Source organism: Pseudoalteromonas sp. A601, assembly GCF_002165575.1.
Classification (GTDB): Bacteria; Pseudomonadota; Gammaproteobacteria; order Enterobacterales; family Alteromonadaceae; genus Pseudoalteromonas.
Map to the genome: position 1 here is coordinate 109,803 of NZ_MXQF01000016.1, position 18,795 is coordinate 128,597.

Consider the following 18,795-nt stretch of genomic DNA (forward strand, 5'->3'; position numbering starts at 1 on the left):
TATTCATCAATACAATGCGTGATCTATGCCAAAACAAAAACCTTTAAAAATCAAGGACAAAAAATCATATCGTGTAACTTACAAACTATAAAGCAGTACAAGTTACACGCCTTAGGTAAAAGTTATAGGCTATGAGCTGATACCCCGCTTGCGCCATAACAAATACACCGCAGGTAACACGAGCAAAGTTAATACAATGGCGCTAAACATGCCGCCGACCATCGGCGCGGCGATGCGGCTCATTACTTCACTGCCAGTGCCTGTACCGTATAGCACAGGGAGTAAGCCAATAATAATGGTCGCGACTGTCATCATCACTGGGCGTACTCGCAGGCCTGCGCCTTCGACTATGGCTTGCTTAAGTTCTGCAAAACTAAGCGTTGTGCCGGCTTGTTGTGCTTGAGTGCACTTTTCTTGGTAGGCTTGATTTAAATACACCAGCATAATGACGCCAATTTCCACCGCGACTCCAGTAAGGGCAATAAAGCCCACACCCACCGCGACTGAGAAGTTAAAGCCTTCTAAATACATGAGCCAGATACCACCTATCATTGCCAGCGGTAAGGTGGCCATTATTATGGCTACTTCAACAAAGCTTCGAAAGTTGAGATACAACAAAACAATTATAATCGCTAAGGTCAGTGGTAATACATAGGCAAGCTTATCTTTAGCACGCTCCATGTATTCATATTGCCCAGCCCAAGTTATTGAGTAACCCGTTGGTAGCACTAGCTTTTCGTCAAGCACTTGGCGCGCATTGTCTACATAACTGCCAATATCAATGTCATCAATATCAATAAAAGTCCAACCATTTAAACGGGCATTTTCGCTTTTTATTCCCGGCGGGCCATCTTCAATAAATACATCGGCAACATCGGCAAGAGCAATACGCTGACCTGTTGGCGTAACTATTGGCAATAGCATCAGCTCTTCGGGTGAATCTCGGTAATCCTGTGGGTAACGTAAGTTCACCGGGTAACGCTCTTGCCCTTCAACCGTTTCGGTTACATTCATACCACCAATAGCGGTAGCAACAACTTGCTGCACATCGGCAATATTTAAGCTATAACGAGCGGCTTTTTCACGGTTGATATCCACCTTGATATAACGCCCACCCGCTACTCGCTCAGAGTAAACGGAAGCCGTGCCGGGTACATCTTTAAGTAACACTTCAATCTGCTGACCAATCTCTTGAATCTCACTCAAATTTGGTCCCGCGACTTTAATGCCTACCGGCGTTTTAATCCCGGTTGCCAGCATATCAATCCGAGTTTTTATTGGCATCACCCACGCATTAGTCAGGCCTGGAAAATTCACTAAGCCGTCGAGCTCTTTTTTCAATTTGTCTAGGGTCATTCCTTCGCGCCATTGATCTTTTGGCTTGAGCTGAATAAAGGTTTCAATCATGGTCAGTGGTGCAGGATCAGTGGCTGTTTCTGCCCGCCCTACTTTACCAAACACGGTTAACACCTCGGGCACTGTGGCGATGAGCTTATCGGTTTGTTGTAAAATTTCCCGTGCTTTACCTATCGACAAACCTGGATAAGTGGTCGGCATATACATTAAATCGCCTTCATCCAACGGTGGAATAAATTCACTGCCAATTTTGTTTACCGGATAAAAACCAATAATTGCGACTACCAGTGCTAACACTAAGGTCATTTTAGGAAACCGTAAAACGAGATAAAGTAATGGCTTGTAAGCGTTAACCAATAAGCGATTAACTGGATTTTTCTGCTCTGAAATGACTTTGCCGCGAATAAAGTAACCCATCAACACGGGCACTAAGGTAATTGCTAAACCCGCCGATGCTGCCATTGCATAGGTTTTAGTGTACGCCAGTGGAGCAAACATGCGCCCTTCTTGCGCTTCTAAAATAAACACAGGCATAAAGCTGACGGTAATGATCATTAAACTAAAGAACAGTGCTGGGCCGACTTCACTCGCTGCATCGCTCACCACTTGCCAACGGTTTTCATCCGTTAATGGTTTTTTTTCCATGTGCTTATGCATATTTTCGATCATTACAATTGCGCCGTCGGTCATTGCGCCAATGGCAATAGCAATACCGCCGAGCGACATAATATTAGCGTTAATGCCTTGCCAATACATGATGATAAACGCCGTTAAAATTCCCAGCGGTAAAGTAATGATTGCCACCAAGGATGAGCGTACATGAAACAGAAATACAATACAGATAAGCGCCACTACGACTAGCTCTTCTAGCAGTTTACTAGTGAGGTTATCTACGGCATTTTTAATTAAATTAGAGCGGTCATATACCGGCACTATTTCAACACCATCTGGTAGGCCTTTTTTTAATGATTCGAGCTTTGCTTTCACCCGTTCAATGGTTTTTTGCGCATTTTCGCCAAAGCGCATTACCACTACACCACCAGCAACTTCACCTTCTCCATTGAGTTCGGCAATACCGCGGCGCATTTGTGGACCAAGGCGAATATCGGCAACATCGCGCAATTGTAGTGGCGTGCCGTTGGCGTTAACGCCCAGTGGAATGGCCTCTAAATCAGCAACGCTTTTTATATAACCGGTGCTGGTTACCATGTATTCGGCTTCGGCCATTTCCACCACCGAGGCGCCCATTTCTTGGTTACCTTGTTTGATGGCGGTTTGAATTAAACTCAGCGGAATACCGTATGCGCGCAGTTTATCTGGCTCTACATTAACTTGATATTGCTTAACCATGCCGCCCACAGACGCAACCTCTGACACGCCAGGTACGGTTTGCAATTCAAACTTTATAAACCAATCTTGCAAGCTGCGTAACTGGCTAATGTCGTGCTGGTTGGTTTTATCCACCAGCGCATATAAATAAATCCAACCAACACCGGTGGCATCTGGGCCAAGCTCTGCGGTTGCGCTGTCTGGTAAGCGACTAGCCACTTGGCTTAAATATTCTTGCACTCGACTGCGAGCCCAATAAAGATCGGTTTTTTCATCAAAAATAACATACACATAGGAGTCACCAAAAAATGAAAAACCGCGTACTGTTTGTGCTCCAGGCACAGAGAGCATGGCGGTAGTGAGCGGGAAAGTAACTTGATCTTGCACTACTTGCGGCGCTTGGCCAGGATATGAGGTTTTTATAATCACCTGCACATCGGATAAATCCGGTAAGGCATCGACTGGGGTATTTTTTACTGCAAATATACCGCCACCAATTAGTATTGCGGTTATTAACAAGACAAAAAACCGATTAGTCACAGACCATCGTATAACTGTTGCTATCATAATGCCCCCTAGTGACCACTGTGTGATTGCATAGTTGATGCAGTATCAATGCGCTGGATAACAAATTCACCGTCTTGCACACTAAAAGTAAATGTCAGCTGTTGCTGCGCCTCAAGAGAGTTTAAATCAACATTCTCAGCAAACTTAAAGTCCATAGTTACCGGACCACGGTTCCACTTTGCAATTGCCCCGCGGCTAATATTGGCTACACGAGCGGCTTTATCTATGCTGTTGATTGTGCCTGTTACGGTCGCTGTATTAGCCGCATCAACCATCATATGGGTTGAATCCATAATGTGAATAGCGCTTACCATATAGCTGTTATCAGCTTTTTTAGTCAGCTCAAAATGCAACGTTTGCCCTGTGTCCAACGCTTGAAAGTCAACATCATCTGCAACTGTAAAGTCCATTTTCATACTAGGCCAATCCAATTCTGCTATCGGCTCATGGCTAATATTGACTCTACGATGAGCCACCATTACTTGGTTGATCACCCCTTTACTCCAAACAGTGCTGCTTATATCAGGTGTTTGCATACGCTTAAAATCAGAGCTTTTGCTGGATTCAGAATCTAATAAGAATTGCGCCGAGGTAACCACTTCATCATCGGCTTTAATACCCGCTAAAATAACCGCATTATGGCTATCGCTACGACCAAGCTCTACCGCCACTGATTTAAATCGACCTCCACCTAACGCAACGACAACGCGGTCTTGAGAGCCTGTGCGGATCACTGCCTCTTTTGGCACTATAAGTTGTTGCTCAGCGGCTTTAGCATGAATGCTCACTTGTGCGAACATATTAGGTTTTAACTGATGATCTTGATTATTAAAGCGCAAACGCACCCGTAGAGTACGGTTTGTGGCATCCAGTGTTGGGTAAATATAATCAACCTTACCGCGCCAGCTTTGCCCGGCAATATAATCAAGCGTCATGGTCACCGGTAAGCCCACTTCAACGAGCTGAGCTTGGCGTTCGAATACCTCAGCTTCTACCCAAACTTCATCAAGCTGAGCAATACTCATCATTGAAGTACCGGGCTTTACATAAAAACCTTCGCGAACATTAAGTTCATCAACAACACCACTTTGACGGGCATAAAAGGTGATGTTTTGCATCACATTTTTATTGGTTTGTAAGCGCTCAACAAAGCCATCCGATACATTTAATGCTTTTAAGCGCGCTTTAGCCGCACGGATCAGTACTGGGTTATTGCGATTAACTGCCAGTACAAACTCCTCTTGGGCGTTCACCAATTGCGGGGAATACAAGGTATATAGCGGTTCCCCTTCTGTGACTTGATCACCTGCGGCTTTGACAAACAACGTTTCTAGCCAGCCTTCCACACGCGGATGAATATGCACCTGTTGGTCTTGGTTATACTGTACATAACCTACAGTGTTTACTTCACTTTGCAGTGCTTTGAGCTGCACTTTAGCGGTTCTGACACCAAGGTTATTGATCACAGCAGCAGAAATCATCACCGCGCCGGGGCCATCTTGGTCGTTACCCTCGTCTTCTGCATACACAGGCACTAGATCCATGCCCATTGGCGAAAGGCCAGGTTCATCACGACGATAGTTACTATCCATAGGTGCGACCCAGTACAAGGGGGTTTGCTCTACCTTAGCGGCTGTAGAGTTTGTTGAGTCATTCATAAAAGTAAAGCCAGCCGACGCAATACAACCACCGAGCAACACTGCGATAAGCAATTTTAAATTAGTGTTCATCATGCTCTCCTGTTAGTAGCTCTGTCATTACCGCAGCATCTTTGCTACTGGCATAATAATTCAAGCGAGCAATAATAATTTGTTGATCAATTTGGATGTTTAAAGCGTCGATTTTGGCATTGAGTTCGCTGATGCGAGCACGCATAACTTCTGAGAACTCACCATCATCGCGGGTATAAGCATTCAGGGTGGCTTGCGCTTGCTCGGCCATTTGTGGCAATAGCTTTGTGTGGTAAAGCGCATCCCGTTGTTGTAGCCGAGCAAGCTGGCTAAACTCTTTAAAATACGTCCCTTTAAGCTTTTGTAGTGCGAGCAATTTCTCTGTTTTCACCGACTCAGCCATGGCAATAGCAGCATTGACTTGCTGGTCTTGGCGATTGTCGGTAAACAGCGGCAAATCGATACTGATACCTACCGAAAACAAGTCGGCACGGGACTCGTCCATTGGCGTATCGTCGCGATAGCCATAACCCATATTTACGCCTAGTTGTGGTTTATAGCTTTGTTTAGCCACTGCAACTTCGGTCTGCTTGGCTGTAACTCTTTGCTCTATGGCAACAATTGCTGGGTGTGCCATCAACAGTGGCATGAGCTGCTCAAATTTGAGCGCTGTAAAGTCAACTAATGGCTTGATATCGCCGCGCTTAGCGCTCACTGGTTGAGTTAACATACTCATCGGTAACCATTGCGACATCCGTTTCTTGGCACTTTCAAACTGCTGTTCAAGCATCACGAGTTTGTCTTCAAGGCGAGTTAATTCTAACTGGGCACGAATAATATCTTGCTGACGGGTTTTACCTACCGAGCTGGCATAACTTGACTCAGTAATATCAATCAATTGTGTAAACAAAGCTTTATCTCGCTCAATCAGCGCAATACTCTGCTGAGCACGATAGGCATTGAGCCAAGATTCGATAACTATGGTTTTAACCTGTGCAAGTCTGTCGGCACGCAACCAAGGATATTGCTGCGCTGATTGAGCTAAAGCTTGTTGTTTGAGCTCAAGGCTGTCACCACGGCTAAACATTTGGCTTACACCCACTTTTAACTGGGTCATGCCTTCTTGAGCGAAAGCAAAGCCATTCGTTGGTAAATTCATCAGCCCTAAGGTTAATATCGGATCTGGTAGCGTGCCTGCGGCTAAGCTTTGTGCTTGCACAGCAGCTTGTTGATATTTATTGGCCGTCAGCCAAGGTTCGTTATCAAGCGCATAATCGAGCGCTTGTTCAAGGCTTAATTCGTTACTGTATGCTGAGCTTGCCGTTGTTAGCAAAAACGCTAAAAAACTGGCTTTAAGTACTGCTAAGTGATTCATCACTTACTCCACTAAAAATTAAAAAAATGATTAATTTAGAGGCAGTAATAGGCGATATTAAATATGGTTTAGTAAATTTTAGACGCACCTATCCTGCAATTAGGCAGACATAGGAGGGCGATATAGTGAGCTGGCTATATAATGTTGACTTTGAGGGGGATAGAGTTGAACTTTTTCTGTGCTGAGTAGTGTAACTGTAAATAGGTTACCCATACTCAGCATTGAGTGAGTACTACAAGCGCTCATTGGGCAAGCGCACTCTTGGGTACTTGTTGCGTCATCGTCGCAGCAATCCATGTCCATCATAGCGGTCGACATGGCATGATGCATATCATCTGCAATTGGTTGCGACTGAGATTGACTCATATGAGGCATTTCGCACGACATAGTTACAGACGCAACAGCTTGACCCACTAAAGTGAGTAACAAAACTAGGGTCAATAAACTAAGGTAAATACGTTGCAATAAAATGCCTTTTATAAATTAGGTTCTAGGTTCTAGGTTCTAGGTTCTAGGTTCTAGGGAAGTTTATGATAACTACTTAGTTAACACAAACATTTAACTATTTTTTGGCTCAACTTTAATTAAACTACTCGCAGCAATGGCAAATAAACAATAGCCGGTAAAATACCAAAAACCTGCGCCGAATTCTGCGTGCATATTGATCAATTCGCCCATTTGACCATCTGCGTTACCGGCTAAGTACGATACGATCAACGCAATAACAAATACATCAACCATGCTCCACTTACTTAAGCCTTGTATTACTTGACCGAGCCGCGGCTTAAATTTATTCATTGGTATTAAGCAATATACTAATTGCATCAATAGTTTTATACAGGGTATCGCAATCGAAAAGAGTGCCACCAGCACGGCGACTAAATAATTTTTATTATCAGCCAGTTCATCAACCGTGCCCCAAATACTACGCGTTTTTTGATAAGCGCTAATTTCACCTTCCAATTTATCAAGCCCCAACATACTTGAGGCCATCATCAGCATGTTACGGGTATTACGATCCCCCTCGTCAGCTATCATCGCAATACCTGTTTTAGCAAGTTGTGATTTATCAATTTTCCCCTCAAGGGTTAACACAGGCTGAGTAACACCTGGAATTAATAACGCTAAGGCAATTAAAATTGTGATAATGGGTAATAATAAACGCATGAAGTATCTTAGGTAACTTTATTTATAGCCACGTTATCATACTCAAGTAACTATTTTTGTTCAATAATAGATGCTAGCACCTCATCACCATACTGGCGGGCACTGAGCATGGCCTTGTAAACGACTTCAATCCCTGACGCTGGACGAATTGTTTCTAATAGCTTTTCAGCTAAAGGCCAATTGTCTTCTTCTACACCGCGAGCTAACTGCAAAGTTGCACCCAACATACCGTTAAAACTCAGCAAAGCACTGGAAAGTTCATCGCCTAAGCTAAATTCTTGGGCAATCACATCAAGTTCCATATCTAAAATGGCATCAAGCACCGACATCAAACCAACTAGGTAACCTTGCTCAGACATGTCTTTGCCCCCAGGCTCCAGTATAAGCTGCATAAAATGAGCACGAATCAACCCTAACTTAGTCAACTCAGTGGGTTTATCGACTCCCAATTCACTCAGCGCTAATACGCGAACAAATTGGCGAATGGCATCTTCACCTAAGTAAATCACTGCTTGCGAAATTGAGGTAATCACTAAGTTTTGGCTCTTAGAACGCGCATTAACCAATTTAAGTATACGGGCAGTCAAACCAACATCTTTTGCGACTCGCTGATGTACTTCATCAAAACTCAAATCTGGGCGCGAGGTACAACGTAATAAATCAAAAACAGCCAGCTTAGAGGGTTCAACATTATGGTAGGTAAGCATTTCAGGGCGGGCAAAAAAGAATCCTTGGAAGTAATCACACCCAGCAGCTTTTAACATTAAAAACTGTTCGTGGGTCTCAATGCGTTCAACAATAATTTTAACGTAGGGAAAACGTCGCTTGAGTTTTTTAAGCATCATGTTCGTTTTAATTAGAGGCTCTTCTACTTCGAGCTTAATGTAATCAACTAGCTCTAGTAATGGCTTCCACTTTTCATCACCGTCATAATCATCTAGAGCAAAACAATAACCTGCTTGCTTTAATGCTTTAACACGCTTAGTTACTTTAGCTATATTATCTGCGCGCTCTACAATTTCTATTACCGCACTGCTTGGTTGTAAAAGTTTTGGAAAATCCTCTAAAAGAGCGTCAGTAGATAAATTAATAAATGCGCACTGGTTGGCTGTTAATTTTTCAATCCCAATTAACATTAATGCATTAAAAAATAGTCGTCCTGTTGCTTGGCCATCGGTAGTACCAACGGGGAATACATTATTCGCTGAATCTCGATATAAAAGCTCGTACGCAAAAATGTCTTTTTGCGCATTAAAAATGGGCTGGCGCGCAATATATTGAGTTACCATAGTCGGTACTGTTTTTGTTATTTTTGTGTTCGGCATTTTTATTCCTGCTAATAACTTTAGTCGCCCAGAGTAACTAAATTATTATTCTATATTCCTTCAGTATAGTGAATTTTTGAAAGCTTGCACCCACTTATAATTTGCCAAAAGTAGAAATATAAACAACACTGAAAGGTCAATTAAAAGATAAATACACTCTAATAACTTTAACTGTATAAATTAGCAATTAAACTAATTGACCATAAATATTTACATTAGAGTAAGGAGCTTTCAATTAAGTTTTACTTTCTAATAGCCTGCTGCTTGTTTTGCAAGTCTTTATTAGCAGGCGAATCTGTAACGCTAAAATATAACTTAACTGGCTCTGGAAACTACTTTCCTTATTACACAGGTGACTCTGACTTACCTGGAATCTTTCCTGAAATAGTACAACAAATCCTCAACACCGCTAATATTCAGGGAGAACATGTTGTCTTACCTGCAAAGCGAACGGTAAAATCACTGATCACTGGCAAAATTGATTTTGATATAATTAGTACCGCTTGGTTATCAAAACAAGAAAGAGATAATCCACTTTTTGTCTATTCTGAGCCACTTTTTCAAATGTCTGAGTATTTAGTGTCATTACCTAAGCACGCTAAAAAATGGCAAAGTTTAGCTGCCATAAATGGAAATAATGTAGGCACTGTAATGGGCTATTACTACTATGACGATGATGAATTTTCTCGCATGGATTTCCCTTCTGAAAAAGAGCTAATACTGGCGTTACAACGTCAACGACTCGAGGTCGTTATAATTAGTGAGTTATCTGCTTTATTTTGGTCAAGAGAGTTAGGAGTACAGGTAGCTCTTGGGGCTGCCCACTCCGATGGTTTTCTCCGCATACGTATTTTACATAAGTATCGCCACCTACTTCCACAGATTAACCAAGCTATCAAACAACTGCATCAAGAAGGTACAATTAGTAGTATTGAACAAAAGTATATCGATATAATTAACAAAATACCCACACTTTAAACAAGGGCATATTCTCATCAAAGTCCTAATTAGGTATAATGCTCGCTCCCCCTTAGCTAAAGACTAAAAGAGCCTCAAGATATGAGCATTGAAAAAGCCTTAGTAGAACGCAGTAATAACCAGTGTGAACTGTGTAGTGCAACCGAGAACCTATCTGTATACGAAGTACCACCAGTTAACGAAGCTCATTCAGATAAATGTATTTACACCTGTCAGACCTGCAAAGACCAGGTTGAAGCAACCGTTGAGTTAACTCCTACTCATTGGCACTGTTTAAACGACAGCATGTGGAGCCAAACACCGGCCGTTCAAGTTGTTGCTTATAGAATGCTAACCCGCTTAGCACCTGATAATGGTTGGGCGCAAGATGCGCTAGATATGATTTATCTTGAAGAAGACACACTTGCTTGGGCACAAAAAGTACTCGCAGAAGATGATGATATCAAGCATGTCGATAGTAATGGAGTCGTACTTCAGGCTGGCGATACTGTAACACTCATCAAAGATCTTGATGTAAAAGGAAGTAGCTTAGTTGCAAAGCGCGGCACTGCTGTGCGTAATATTGGTTTAACCAGTAATCCTGAGCATATTGAAGGACGCGTAGACGGTCAGCGCATTGTGATTTTGACTAAATATGTAAAAAAGTAATTTGATCTTCCAGGGTCCACAAACCCTAAAATTAAAGTTTTTATAAAAAATGGGCTGCTAGCCCATTTTTTGTTGGATTAAGCTAATATTAAGCGCCGAAGGAATATATTTAATAGCGTTTGTAGTAAATAGTGCTGCAAACTTTAGTTCATTCAAGGAAACTTTATGTCATTACAAAAATCATCATTAGGCTGTCTTGCATTATTAACCGCAAGCATTGCTCTATCAGGTTGTACTCAGGAGCAAACACCCGACAATGCAACAGAGCAAAAAAGAATGGCGACTCTTAACACACAAGTAACTTATTTAGACCGTAGTATGTTACGCTCAGGCTCCGTATTGACCGTTAAGCTTTCTGATGTGTCTAAAATGGACGTTAAAGCAGATGTTATTAGTGAGCAGACCATAGAGCTTAATGGGGGCCCTCCGTATGATGTGTCGCTGCAATATGAGCAGTCAAAAATTAAAGCGGGCCATCGCTATAGTGTTAGTGCGCGTATCGAGAACCAAGGCCAATTACTTTACATTAGCACAACCAATAATGACCCTTTTGCACAGCAGCAAACAGATCAACCTTATGAAGTTGTTGTATCAAAAGCTTCTGCAACTAAGCCTGACGTAACCCTGACAAACACTTATTGGAAAGCAGTAAGCTTCAACGGTGAAGCTGTTGAAGTAAAAACCAAAGAGCCTTTTATTCAATTTAAAGCCGATGGTACAACTCATGGCTTTTTAGGGTGTAATAACTTTACTGGCAGCTACGAAATCAGCGAACAGGCACTTACTTTCAACCCTTTAGCAAGCACGCAAAAAATGTGTACTGAGCAAATGGATGTTGAAAGCACGATGTCAGCCGTACTGGACACTGCAGCTGAGTTTGCTATTAAGGGTGAGACACTTACAATGAAAGATGCAGCAGGTGAAGTCACTGCTACATTCCAAGCAACGTACTTTAATTAGAGTATTGCATAGAAAACGCCCAAGCAAAGTTGGGCGCTTTCAAACCGTAAAAAATTTCTAGTTAACCTGAACTCTGGTTAGTTATTCTTCTACTAACTGTTCGCTGCGATAAAAGCCGCTGGCGTCACTTAACAAGCCCACTAATTCAGGCAAAACGGAATCCATGGTTTGTTTTAATTTCCAAGGCGGGTTAATAATAATCATGCCTGAGGCTGTCATACCATGTACGTCAGTATCTGCTTTTGTAGCAAGCTCAAATAATTGAATATTACGCATGCCAGAGGCTATAAGTCCCTCTTCCATTCGCTCAATACGCTCACGATCAACGACTGGGTACCAAATCATATAAGTGCCCGTAGCAAAGCGCTGATAAGCTTTAGTTAGCGTTTTAACCACAAGTTCATAATCGTCTTTAATCTCATACGGTGGATCAATCAGTACGCATGCACGTCGTGACGCAGGGGGTAATAACCCTATTAATCCAGCAAACCCGTTTTCGCCACGCACACGAATTGAGCGCTTGCCCTGCATATTATCTTCAAGTAACAGGAGATCCCTTGGGTGTAGCTCAAAAAACCAGCCTTTGTCTTGACGACGCAAGTAGTGCTCGGCTATTTTTGGTGAGCCAGGATAAAAAGCAAGATCGCCTTGTTCGTTGAAAGACTTGATCAATGCGATGTAATCATTTAAAGCTTCGTGCTCACTACTGTGCTGATAAAGCTTTGCTATGCCATCTTGGAATTCCTGCGTTTTTTGCGCATCAGCCGATGCTAATTCAAAAAAACCCGCCCCTGAGTGAGTGTCAATATAATCAAGAGGCTTATCTTTAATTGTTTGATAACTTAACACTTGTGCTAGTACTAAGTGTTTAAGTACATCCGCTGGATTTCCGGCATGAAATGAGTGTCTGTAACTGAGCATAATTTTAGTTTCGCTATAAGCCAAGTGATAAAAGCTGTAATCAGGCTTCATTATACGCAAGCTATGCCAAGATACGAGTTTCAGTTGAAATTAAAACACCATCCACTAAAATTTTACTTAACTCTGTGAACCAATTCTGAACAAAAAAGCTGATGAGCTGAATTATCCCTTAACAGCAAATAAAAATCAGCTAAAACAAGCGTAAATGCTGGCATATAAAGTAACTTTGCTTTACATTTGCTAGTTATTAATAACAGTTATATGAGCGCCTTTATGAACAACGAAACTCTTTCTCAACTCGAACAACTGATCGACCAACTAATCAGCCGCAATAATGAGCTACAAGCTGAGGTTACGAGCCTTACAGAAAAAAACAGCAAACTAATTGACGAAAATGAAACTTTGCAACTTGAAGTACTTGATAGTGAAGAAAAGCAAAAAGACACGAGTTCAACATTAAGTGGCCTATTAGAGAAGTTGCAAAGCGCCCAACAGGCTAGCTAATGTCTGAGTTGCAAAACCAGCGGGTCACTGTTGATCTACTTGGCAAAGAGCAGCAATTTGCTTGCCCACAAGGCCAAGAAGAAGCACTGATAGCTGCTGCAAAGCACCTCAATGATTTAGTAGAGCAAATGAAACAACGTTCTACAGTACGAAATGATCAAAAAGCCTTACTTATGGCGGCACTGAACATTAGTCACGAATTGTTAGAAGTGCAAAAGCAACAAGCCATTGCACAACAGCAGCAAGATGAGCTTATAGATAAACTAAGTTTATACTTAAGTGACTCTAATCATAAATAAACAAGCGCATTTTGCGCTTGTTTTTTTCTGCTGAACCTGCAAATAACAACTCGAATCTTAGGGATAAATGATGACTAACAACTTTCTCAGCTTTCGTTTAACTCGTTTTTTAGTCTTTGCAGGTACCCTATTGTCGATTAGTCAGGCTCATGCTCAATGGCAAAAAATATCTAATCACGTCGATTTTTTTCAGCAGTCCGCTAACTTGCGGTTTTATGATTCGAACCAAATTCTTATTAAAGGTGATAACTGTGCATTAATGTTTGATGCTAGCGGTAACTTCTCAGCTGTTGAAGCAACGGTAAAGCACCTTAAACACACTCTTAAAGTACCTTTATGTTACTTAGTCGCAAGCCACTTTCATGACGATCATCTGCTTGGTATGGCAGTGTTACAGCATCATTACCCTAATGCTAAATTAATTACACATCAAAAATTAGCAGCAAACTTTGCAGATTTTAAACAGGCTTACAATAATAAACTAGAGACTTATCAACAAAGTATTGAATTAAGCTTTCAGCGCTTAGCCAAGCAACCTAAAGAGAAGCAGCCAGCTTGGCGTGATAAACTTGAATTAGCGAAAAATCGTCTGCTGCGATGGCAAGAATACACACTAAAGCCACCCGCTTTAGCAGTCACTGACTCGCTTGCACTTGATTTAGGAAATTACCCTATAACAATAAATGCCTACCAGGCACATACTAATGCCGATTTAATGCTTTATGCTGAGCAGCAAACTATTTTAATTGGTGGGGATATCGTCGACTATTTACCTTACCCAGGCCACGGCAATTTAACTGACTGGCGAGAATTATTAACTGAGTTAGCAGCAAACACTATTGAACAAACAATTTTACCAGGCCACGGTGAACCAATAACAATAAAAGACCTACAACAATCTCACGCTTTTTTAACTGCCATACAAGAACATGTACAAAACAACCCTGAGCAAGATTTAACCCAACTCCAACAAAGCTTTAATAAACAATTTGCTAACCAGTACATCACAGATGACATCTCAGCTAAAGCTTACCCAATATTTTTACAAGCTGGACTTAAACGCGCTAAACAGTCAAAATAGCCCCCGCACACGGTTGTGCTAAACTCAATAAAGGACAATTTCTCGGTGGTTTTTATGCGCAGTTACTTATTTGCCCTATTTGTTACCCTATTTATGTTGTTAGGTTGTGAAACAACAGAGCCCGCAAATGCCCAAGCACAAGACGTAGCAGCACCCGTTATCTTTAACCACTTTGAGCCTTCAAAAAAACCTATACTTACTGCAAATAAAAAAACCGATGCCCCAGCAAAACCAACAATAAAATTACAGCTAAGACCTCAAACTACTAACTCCCCTAATACGGCTGTAATAAAAAGAAATGCTGATTTATGGCAACACATAGCGACTAACCTGCAATTTAAAATCTATCTAAATCAAGCGCTAAATAAACGCATTAAATGGTATATCAGGCAGCCCAACTATTTAAAAACAGTTAGCAAACGGGCAGCTCCTTATCTTTACCATATTGTTCGTAAAATTGAACAACAAAATTTACCCATGGAAATTGCCTTGCTTCCCTTTGTCGAAAGTGACTTTAGACCGACCGTTAGCTCGTCGCAACAAGCTGTTGGCGTTTGGCAGCTAGTTGGTGCAACCGCCCATCATTTTGGTATTAAGTCAGACCAATGGTACGACGGGCGACAAGATGTACTTGCGTCTACAGATGCAGCCCTTGCCTATTTAAAGTATTTACATAAGCGTTTTGATGGTAACTGGCTACATGCACTCGCGGCCTATAACAGCGGTGAAGGGCGAGTCAAAAGAGCCATCACTGATAATAAAAATAAGGGCAAAAGCACTGATTATTGGTCTTTAAAATTACCAAAAGAAACCTCTGAGTATGTACCAAAACTGCTAGCTTTAAGCTATCTAGTGCAAAACCCACAACAAGGTTTACTGCGCCCTAAATTGGCAAATAAAGCACTAACAACCGAGTTTAATGTAGGTCAGCAGTTTGATTTTTCAGTAATAGCAAATCTCTCTGGGATTGGCCGCAAACAACTACACACTTTAAACCCGGGCTATTTAAAAAATCAAAGCTCTCCTAATGGGCCCCACACCTTGTTACTACCACTGGAGCAACAAAGCCTTTTACGCAGTCAGTTCTTTAAAAATAACTTTTCTGGTGAATATATAGTAAAGAAAGACGATACCTTATATTCCATTGCTCGGCGTTTTGGCCTTTCAGTTAAAAAATTAAAAATGATGAATAATAAAACCTCCAACCTAATAGGGATTGGCGAAGCCTTAATTGTTGGTCAGCCACGTACTATGCCCGACTCATTAACTATCGATTATAAAATTAGTCCATACCTTGAGCAGACCGAAGTAGCAATCCCTACAATTGCCATTGAATATCAAGTTAAGCCTGGAGACACTATATGGGGAATAAGTCAGCTATACGATGTGCCCCACAAAGACTTAGCACAGTGGAATAAGCTCAGTGCATCCAGTGTTTTAAAACCAGGCTCATTACTGGTTTTACATTTACCACAAGCAACTAAGCCCAGTTCACAACTTCAAAATGAAGGAATGCTGTCGGGGTTAGAAAAAACCTTAAAACAGCCGCATTAGTTTCACATCAATTTGATTTAGCGTAAAATCGGCGTTTTCGTACACTTAAATAAAAGAGATTGGCATGCAAATCAGTAATAATTCAGCTGTAGAGTTTCACTACACCTTAAGTGAAGCCGGCGAACAACTTGAAAGCAGTAAAAATGGCGAGCCATTAAGCTATATTCACGGCCTTGAAGGCATGCTACCAGGTTTAGCGAGCGCGCTTGAGGGAAAATCTGCTGGTGACAACTTAACAGTTACACTTGAGCCAAGTGAATCGTACGGCGAGCGTGTTGACGACCTTATCCAACGCATTCCTCTTAAGCACTTACAAGGTGACACAAAAGTTTGGAAGCCAGGCATGACTGCTATGGTGCATTCAAACCAAGGAAAGCACCAAGTTACTATCGTAAAAGTGGGTCGTTTTAATGCTGACTGTGATTTAAATCACCCATTTGCCGGTAAAACACTTACCTTTGATATCGATATTATAACCGTACGTGAAGCCACCAGCGAAGAACTTTCCCATGGTCATGTTCATAGCGAAGGCGGCTGTGGTCATAGCCACTAAGGGTATAAAATGAAAAAAGTTGCAATCGTCACTGGCGGAAGCCTAGGTATCGGGCGCGCTATATGTCAGCGTTTAGAAAGTGAAGGCTTTAAAGTATTTAACCTAGACATTCAAGATGGTGAATTTGGCATCTGGCAACAATGTGATGTTAGTCAAGTCGCTAATGTGGAGCGTACTATTGAGCGTATAGCCCAAGATCAAGGTCGCATTGATGTACTCGTTTCAAATGCTGGTAAACACTTAAGCGCTAATATTGAAGATACTGACGAAGCAACTTTTGACAATCTTTTTGCTCTCAATGTTAAAGGGGCATATGCTGCAGTAAAGGCTGTTTTGCCTAGTATGAAAGCTAGGCAAGATGGAGCTATTATTTTTATTGCTTCAGACCAAGCTAACATAGCTAAAACCAACTCTTTTGCTTACAACCTAAGCAAACATGCGCTAGCGTCTATGGCCAAGACCACTGCACTTGATTATGCTGCTTTTAATATTAGAGCAAATGCCGTTTGCCCAGGTACAATTGAAACCCCTTTATTTCATAATGCCATAGACGCATATTGCGCCAAAAGTGGTGCGAATAAAGCTGAGATAGTCGAACAAGAAGGTGCTTTGCAGCCACTTGGTCGTTTAGGCCAACCCGATGAAGTTGCTGCTCTTGTTGCTTTTTTAGCAAGCGACAACGCCAGCTTTATAACAGGCAGTCTACAAAATATTGATGGCGGCTATACGGCGCAATAAGAGGATTAAAAATGCACTCCAAAATCATTGACCCCCATGTGCATTTTTTTAACCTAAATGAAGGTTGCTACAACTGGCTAAAGGGAGATAATCCTCCCTCTTGGCCTAACCTTGAGACAATTAAAAAACCGATAGCCCCTGACGACCTTATTAAAAATTGCCCATTTGAGCTAGCCGCTTTAGTACATATTGAAGCTGGGTTCGATAACCAACAGCCCATTAGAGAGCTAAAATGGCTAAATAAACATTTAGCTAATCAGCAATTTAGAGCTGTTAGTTTTGCGAAAATAGATTCTGATCCTGTTGAGTTTAAAAAAGCGATTAATAATTTAAAACACCCGTCACTTGTCGGGATTAGGGATATTACAGAAGGCGAAGACAGCTCTCGACTATTACACCCTTATACTTTAGAGAACCTTGCTTATTTAGCTGAGCAAGCGCTTCATTTTGAAGCTCAATTTGAACTTGAAAATACCTTAATTAGCGAGCGAGTTGCGCATTACGCTCAGCAGCTTCCTCACTTAAAGCTTGTGGTTAATCACGCCGGATTGCCACAGCAACTGGTGTTATGGCAAAAAGGCATTAGTAAGTTAGCCCACAATAAAAATGTATATATAAAATATTCTGGATTTGAATTACTTTCTCTAAATAGGCAACAACAGCAAGTTTGCTTTGATTTTATAGTACAGCAATTTGGCCAAACGCGAGTCATGTTTGCTAGTAACTTTCCAGTTTGCCAAATTCAACAAAGCTATTCTGAGCTTTGGCACAGCCACTTCTCGTTATGCAAAAGCAATGATTTATGGCAACAACTTAGTTACTCCAATGCTCTTAGTTTCTACCTGTTTTAACTTTTTACTTACTATCTTGTATCAATAAAAGGCGCTATATTCTATAAAATACTTATTTAATAAGAGATGCCTGATGACCCTATCAAGATTTAATTTAGCGCTAATCTCAGCCTTTTCCCTAGCTGTATTAACTGGTTGCGGCGGTGGCAACACAGCCAATACCGATAACAATAATATACCAGTACCGACAACCATTGACTGGTCCGAAGGCGTGTTTGAGCCTTCAACTAGTTTTGCCCAACAATGCCAAGCGCTAAATGAGAAACATTGGTTGCGTTCATGGAGCAATGAGACCTACTTATGGTATGACGAAATTATTGACCGAGACCCTGCTCTCACCGACTCCGTAGCTGACTACTTTCAACTTCTAAAGACCAAAGAAATAACGGAGTCTGGTGCTAATAAAGACAATTTTCACTCAAGTCTCCCCACAGCCGAGTGGGAAGCCCAAAGTCAATCAGGCGTTAGTTTTGGCTATGGCTTCAAGCTCAAGATAATTAACGCAACGGCCCCTCGCCAAGCTGTAATCTCATACACAGAAGCTAACACCCCTGCAAGTAATGCTAACCTAAGCCGTGGTTTTGAAGTACTGGAAGTAGACGGTGTTGATTTTGTAAATGCAAGCACGCAAGCGGAAGTCGATACACTTAATGCTGGTTTATCACCTCGTGAGTCTGGTAAAACAACCAACTTTACATTTAAAGACATTGAGACCTCAGAGGTTCGTGAAGTCACTTTAACAGCTCAATCTATAACATCACAACCAGTTACGAATGTAAAAATACTTGCCAATGGCAGTGTAGGTTACTTTCAATTTAATAGTCATAATGCCATTGCTGAAAAGCCATTATATGACGCATTTAATGCATTTAAGAACAATAATGTCACTCCTAGATTCGGATAATAAGTGCAATTTCTT

General features: G+C 41.5%; 18 protein-coding genes. 11 read left to right on the forward strand and 7 right to left on the reverse strand.

Annotated elements, in window-relative coordinates; translation table 11 throughout:
* Positions 1-129: 129 nt before the first annotated feature.
* The 6 genes from B5G52_RS14520 to B5G52_RS14545 all read right to left on the reverse strand — a co-directional run bounded on the left by B5G52_RS14520 (position 130) and on the right by B5G52_RS14545 (position 8,789).
* Positions 130-3,252: an efflux RND transporter permease subunit gene (locus B5G52_RS14520; RefSeq protein WP_087533362.1), complete on the reverse strand. Its 3,123-nt coding sequence runs from the start codon at positions 3,250-3,252 to the stop codon at positions 130-132.
* An 8-nt stretch (positions 3,253-3,260) separates the two neighbouring features.
* Positions 3,261-4,982, reverse strand: coding sequence for an efflux RND transporter periplasmic adaptor subunit (locus tag B5G52_RS14525; RefSeq protein ID WP_087533363.1), 1,722 nt, complete (start codon positions 4,980-4,982; stop codon positions 3,261-3,263).
* A complete protein-coding gene (locus B5G52_RS14530) occupies positions 4,972-6,297 on the reverse strand; it encodes a TolC family protein (protein WP_087533364.1) in 1,326 nt (441 codons plus the stop codon). Before B5G52_RS14530 ends, B5G52_RS14525 begins: the two co-directional genes overlap by 11 nt.
* Positions 6,298-6,396: 99 nt before the next feature.
* Complete coding sequence (locus B5G52_RS14535) at positions 6,397-6,762, reverse strand: hypothetical protein (protein ID WP_087533365.1); 366 nt, start codon at positions 6,760-6,762, stop codon at positions 6,397-6,399.
* Positions 6,763-6,855: 93 nt separating this feature from the next.
* On the reverse strand, positions 6,856-7,464 hold the full coding sequence (locus B5G52_RS14540) for a paraquat-inducible protein A (protein WP_087533366.1): 609 nt from the start codon (positions 7,462-7,464) through the stop codon (positions 6,856-6,858).
* Between the two features lie 50 nt (positions 7,465-7,514).
* Positions 7,515-8,789: an EAL and HDOD domain-containing protein gene (locus B5G52_RS14545; protein WP_087533367.1), complete on the reverse strand. Its 1,275-nt coding sequence runs from the start codon at positions 8,787-8,789 to the stop codon at positions 7,515-7,517.
* Between the two features lie 264 nt (positions 8,790-9,053).
* Between B5G52_RS14545 and B5G52_RS14550 the strand changes: the two genes are divergently transcribed.
* The 3 genes from B5G52_RS14550 to B5G52_RS14560 all read left to right on the forward strand — a co-directional run bounded on the left by B5G52_RS14550 (position 9,054) and on the right by B5G52_RS14560 (position 11,375).
* Positions 9,054-9,767: an ABC transporter substrate-binding protein gene (locus tag B5G52_RS14550; RefSeq protein WP_176372558.1), complete on the forward strand. Its 714-nt coding sequence runs from the start codon at positions 9,054-9,056 to the stop codon at positions 9,765-9,767.
* An 81-nt stretch (positions 9,768-9,848) separates the two neighbouring features.
* The gene (locus B5G52_RS14555; protein WP_087533369.1) at positions 9,849-10,415 is read left to right on the forward strand and encodes an alkylphosphonate utilization protein; all 567 of its coding nucleotides are present in this window, start codon (positions 9,849-9,851) and stop codon (positions 10,413-10,415) included.
* Positions 10,416-10,580: 165 nt separating this feature from the next.
* Positions 10,581-11,375 (forward strand): META domain-containing protein, encoded by a 795-nt coding sequence (locus B5G52_RS14560; RefSeq protein ID WP_087533370.1) that lies wholly within the window; start codon positions 10,581-10,583, stop codon positions 11,373-11,375.
* A gap of 81 nt (positions 11,376-11,456) precedes the next feature.
* Here B5G52_RS14560 and B5G52_RS14565 read toward each other — a convergent pair whose 3' ends face one another.
* Positions 11,457-12,296: a 23S rRNA (adenine(2030)-N(6))-methyltransferase RlmJ gene (locus B5G52_RS14565; RefSeq protein ID WP_087533380.1), complete on the reverse strand. Its 840-nt coding sequence runs from the start codon at positions 12,294-12,296 to the stop codon at positions 11,457-11,459.
* Positions 12,297-12,569: 273 nt separating this feature from the next.
* Between B5G52_RS14565 and zapB the strand changes: the two genes are divergently transcribed.
* The 8 genes from zapB (at position 12,570) to B5G52_RS14605 (ending at position 18,780) form a co-directional block, all read left to right on the forward strand.
* Positions 12,570-12,800: a cell division protein ZapB gene (zapB, locus tag B5G52_RS14570; RefSeq protein WP_087533381.1), complete on the forward strand. Its 231-nt coding sequence runs from the start codon at positions 12,570-12,572 to the stop codon at positions 12,798-12,800.
* Entirely contained in the window at positions 12,800-13,099 is a 300-nt protein-coding gene (locus tag B5G52_RS14575) for a cell division protein ZapA (RefSeq protein WP_087533371.1), read from the forward strand. The genes zapB and B5G52_RS14575 overlap by 1 nt, the downstream gene beginning before the upstream one ends.
* 70 nt (positions 13,100-13,169) lie before the next feature.
* Positions 13,170-14,180: an MBL fold metallo-hydrolase gene (locus B5G52_RS14580; protein ID WP_087533372.1), complete on the forward strand. Its 1,011-nt coding sequence runs from the start codon at positions 13,170-13,172 to the stop codon at positions 14,178-14,180.
* A 54-nt stretch (positions 14,181-14,234) separates the two neighbouring features.
* On the forward strand, positions 14,235-15,734 hold the full coding sequence (locus B5G52_RS14585; protein ID WP_087533373.1) for a transglycosylase SLT domain-containing protein: 1,500 nt from the start codon (positions 14,235-14,237) through the stop codon (positions 15,732-15,734).
* Positions 15,735-15,798: 64 nt separating this feature from the next.
* Positions 15,799-16,287 carry a peptidylprolyl isomerase gene (locus tag B5G52_RS14590; protein WP_087533374.1) on the forward strand — a complete coding sequence of 163 codons (489 nt, stop codon included), beginning with the start codon at positions 15,799-15,801 and terminating at the stop codon, positions 16,285-16,287.
* 9 nt (positions 16,288-16,296) lie between these two features.
* Positions 16,297-17,025 carry an SDR family NAD(P)-dependent oxidoreductase gene (locus tag B5G52_RS14595; protein WP_087533375.1) on the forward strand — a complete coding sequence of 243 codons (729 nt, stop codon included), beginning with the start codon at positions 16,297-16,299 and terminating at the stop codon, positions 17,023-17,025.
* Positions 17,026-17,036: 11 nt separating this feature from the next.
* Positions 17,037-17,876 (forward strand): amidohydrolase, encoded by an 840-nt coding sequence (locus B5G52_RS14600; RefSeq protein WP_087533376.1) that lies wholly within the window; start codon positions 17,037-17,039, stop codon positions 17,874-17,876.
* A 73-nt stretch (positions 17,877-17,949) separates the two neighbouring features.
* Positions 17,950-18,780, forward strand: a complete 831-nt coding sequence (locus B5G52_RS14605) for a hypothetical protein (RefSeq protein ID WP_176372559.1) — start codon at positions 17,950-17,952, stop codon at positions 18,778-18,780.
* Positions 18,781-18,795 lie beyond the last annotated feature (15 nt).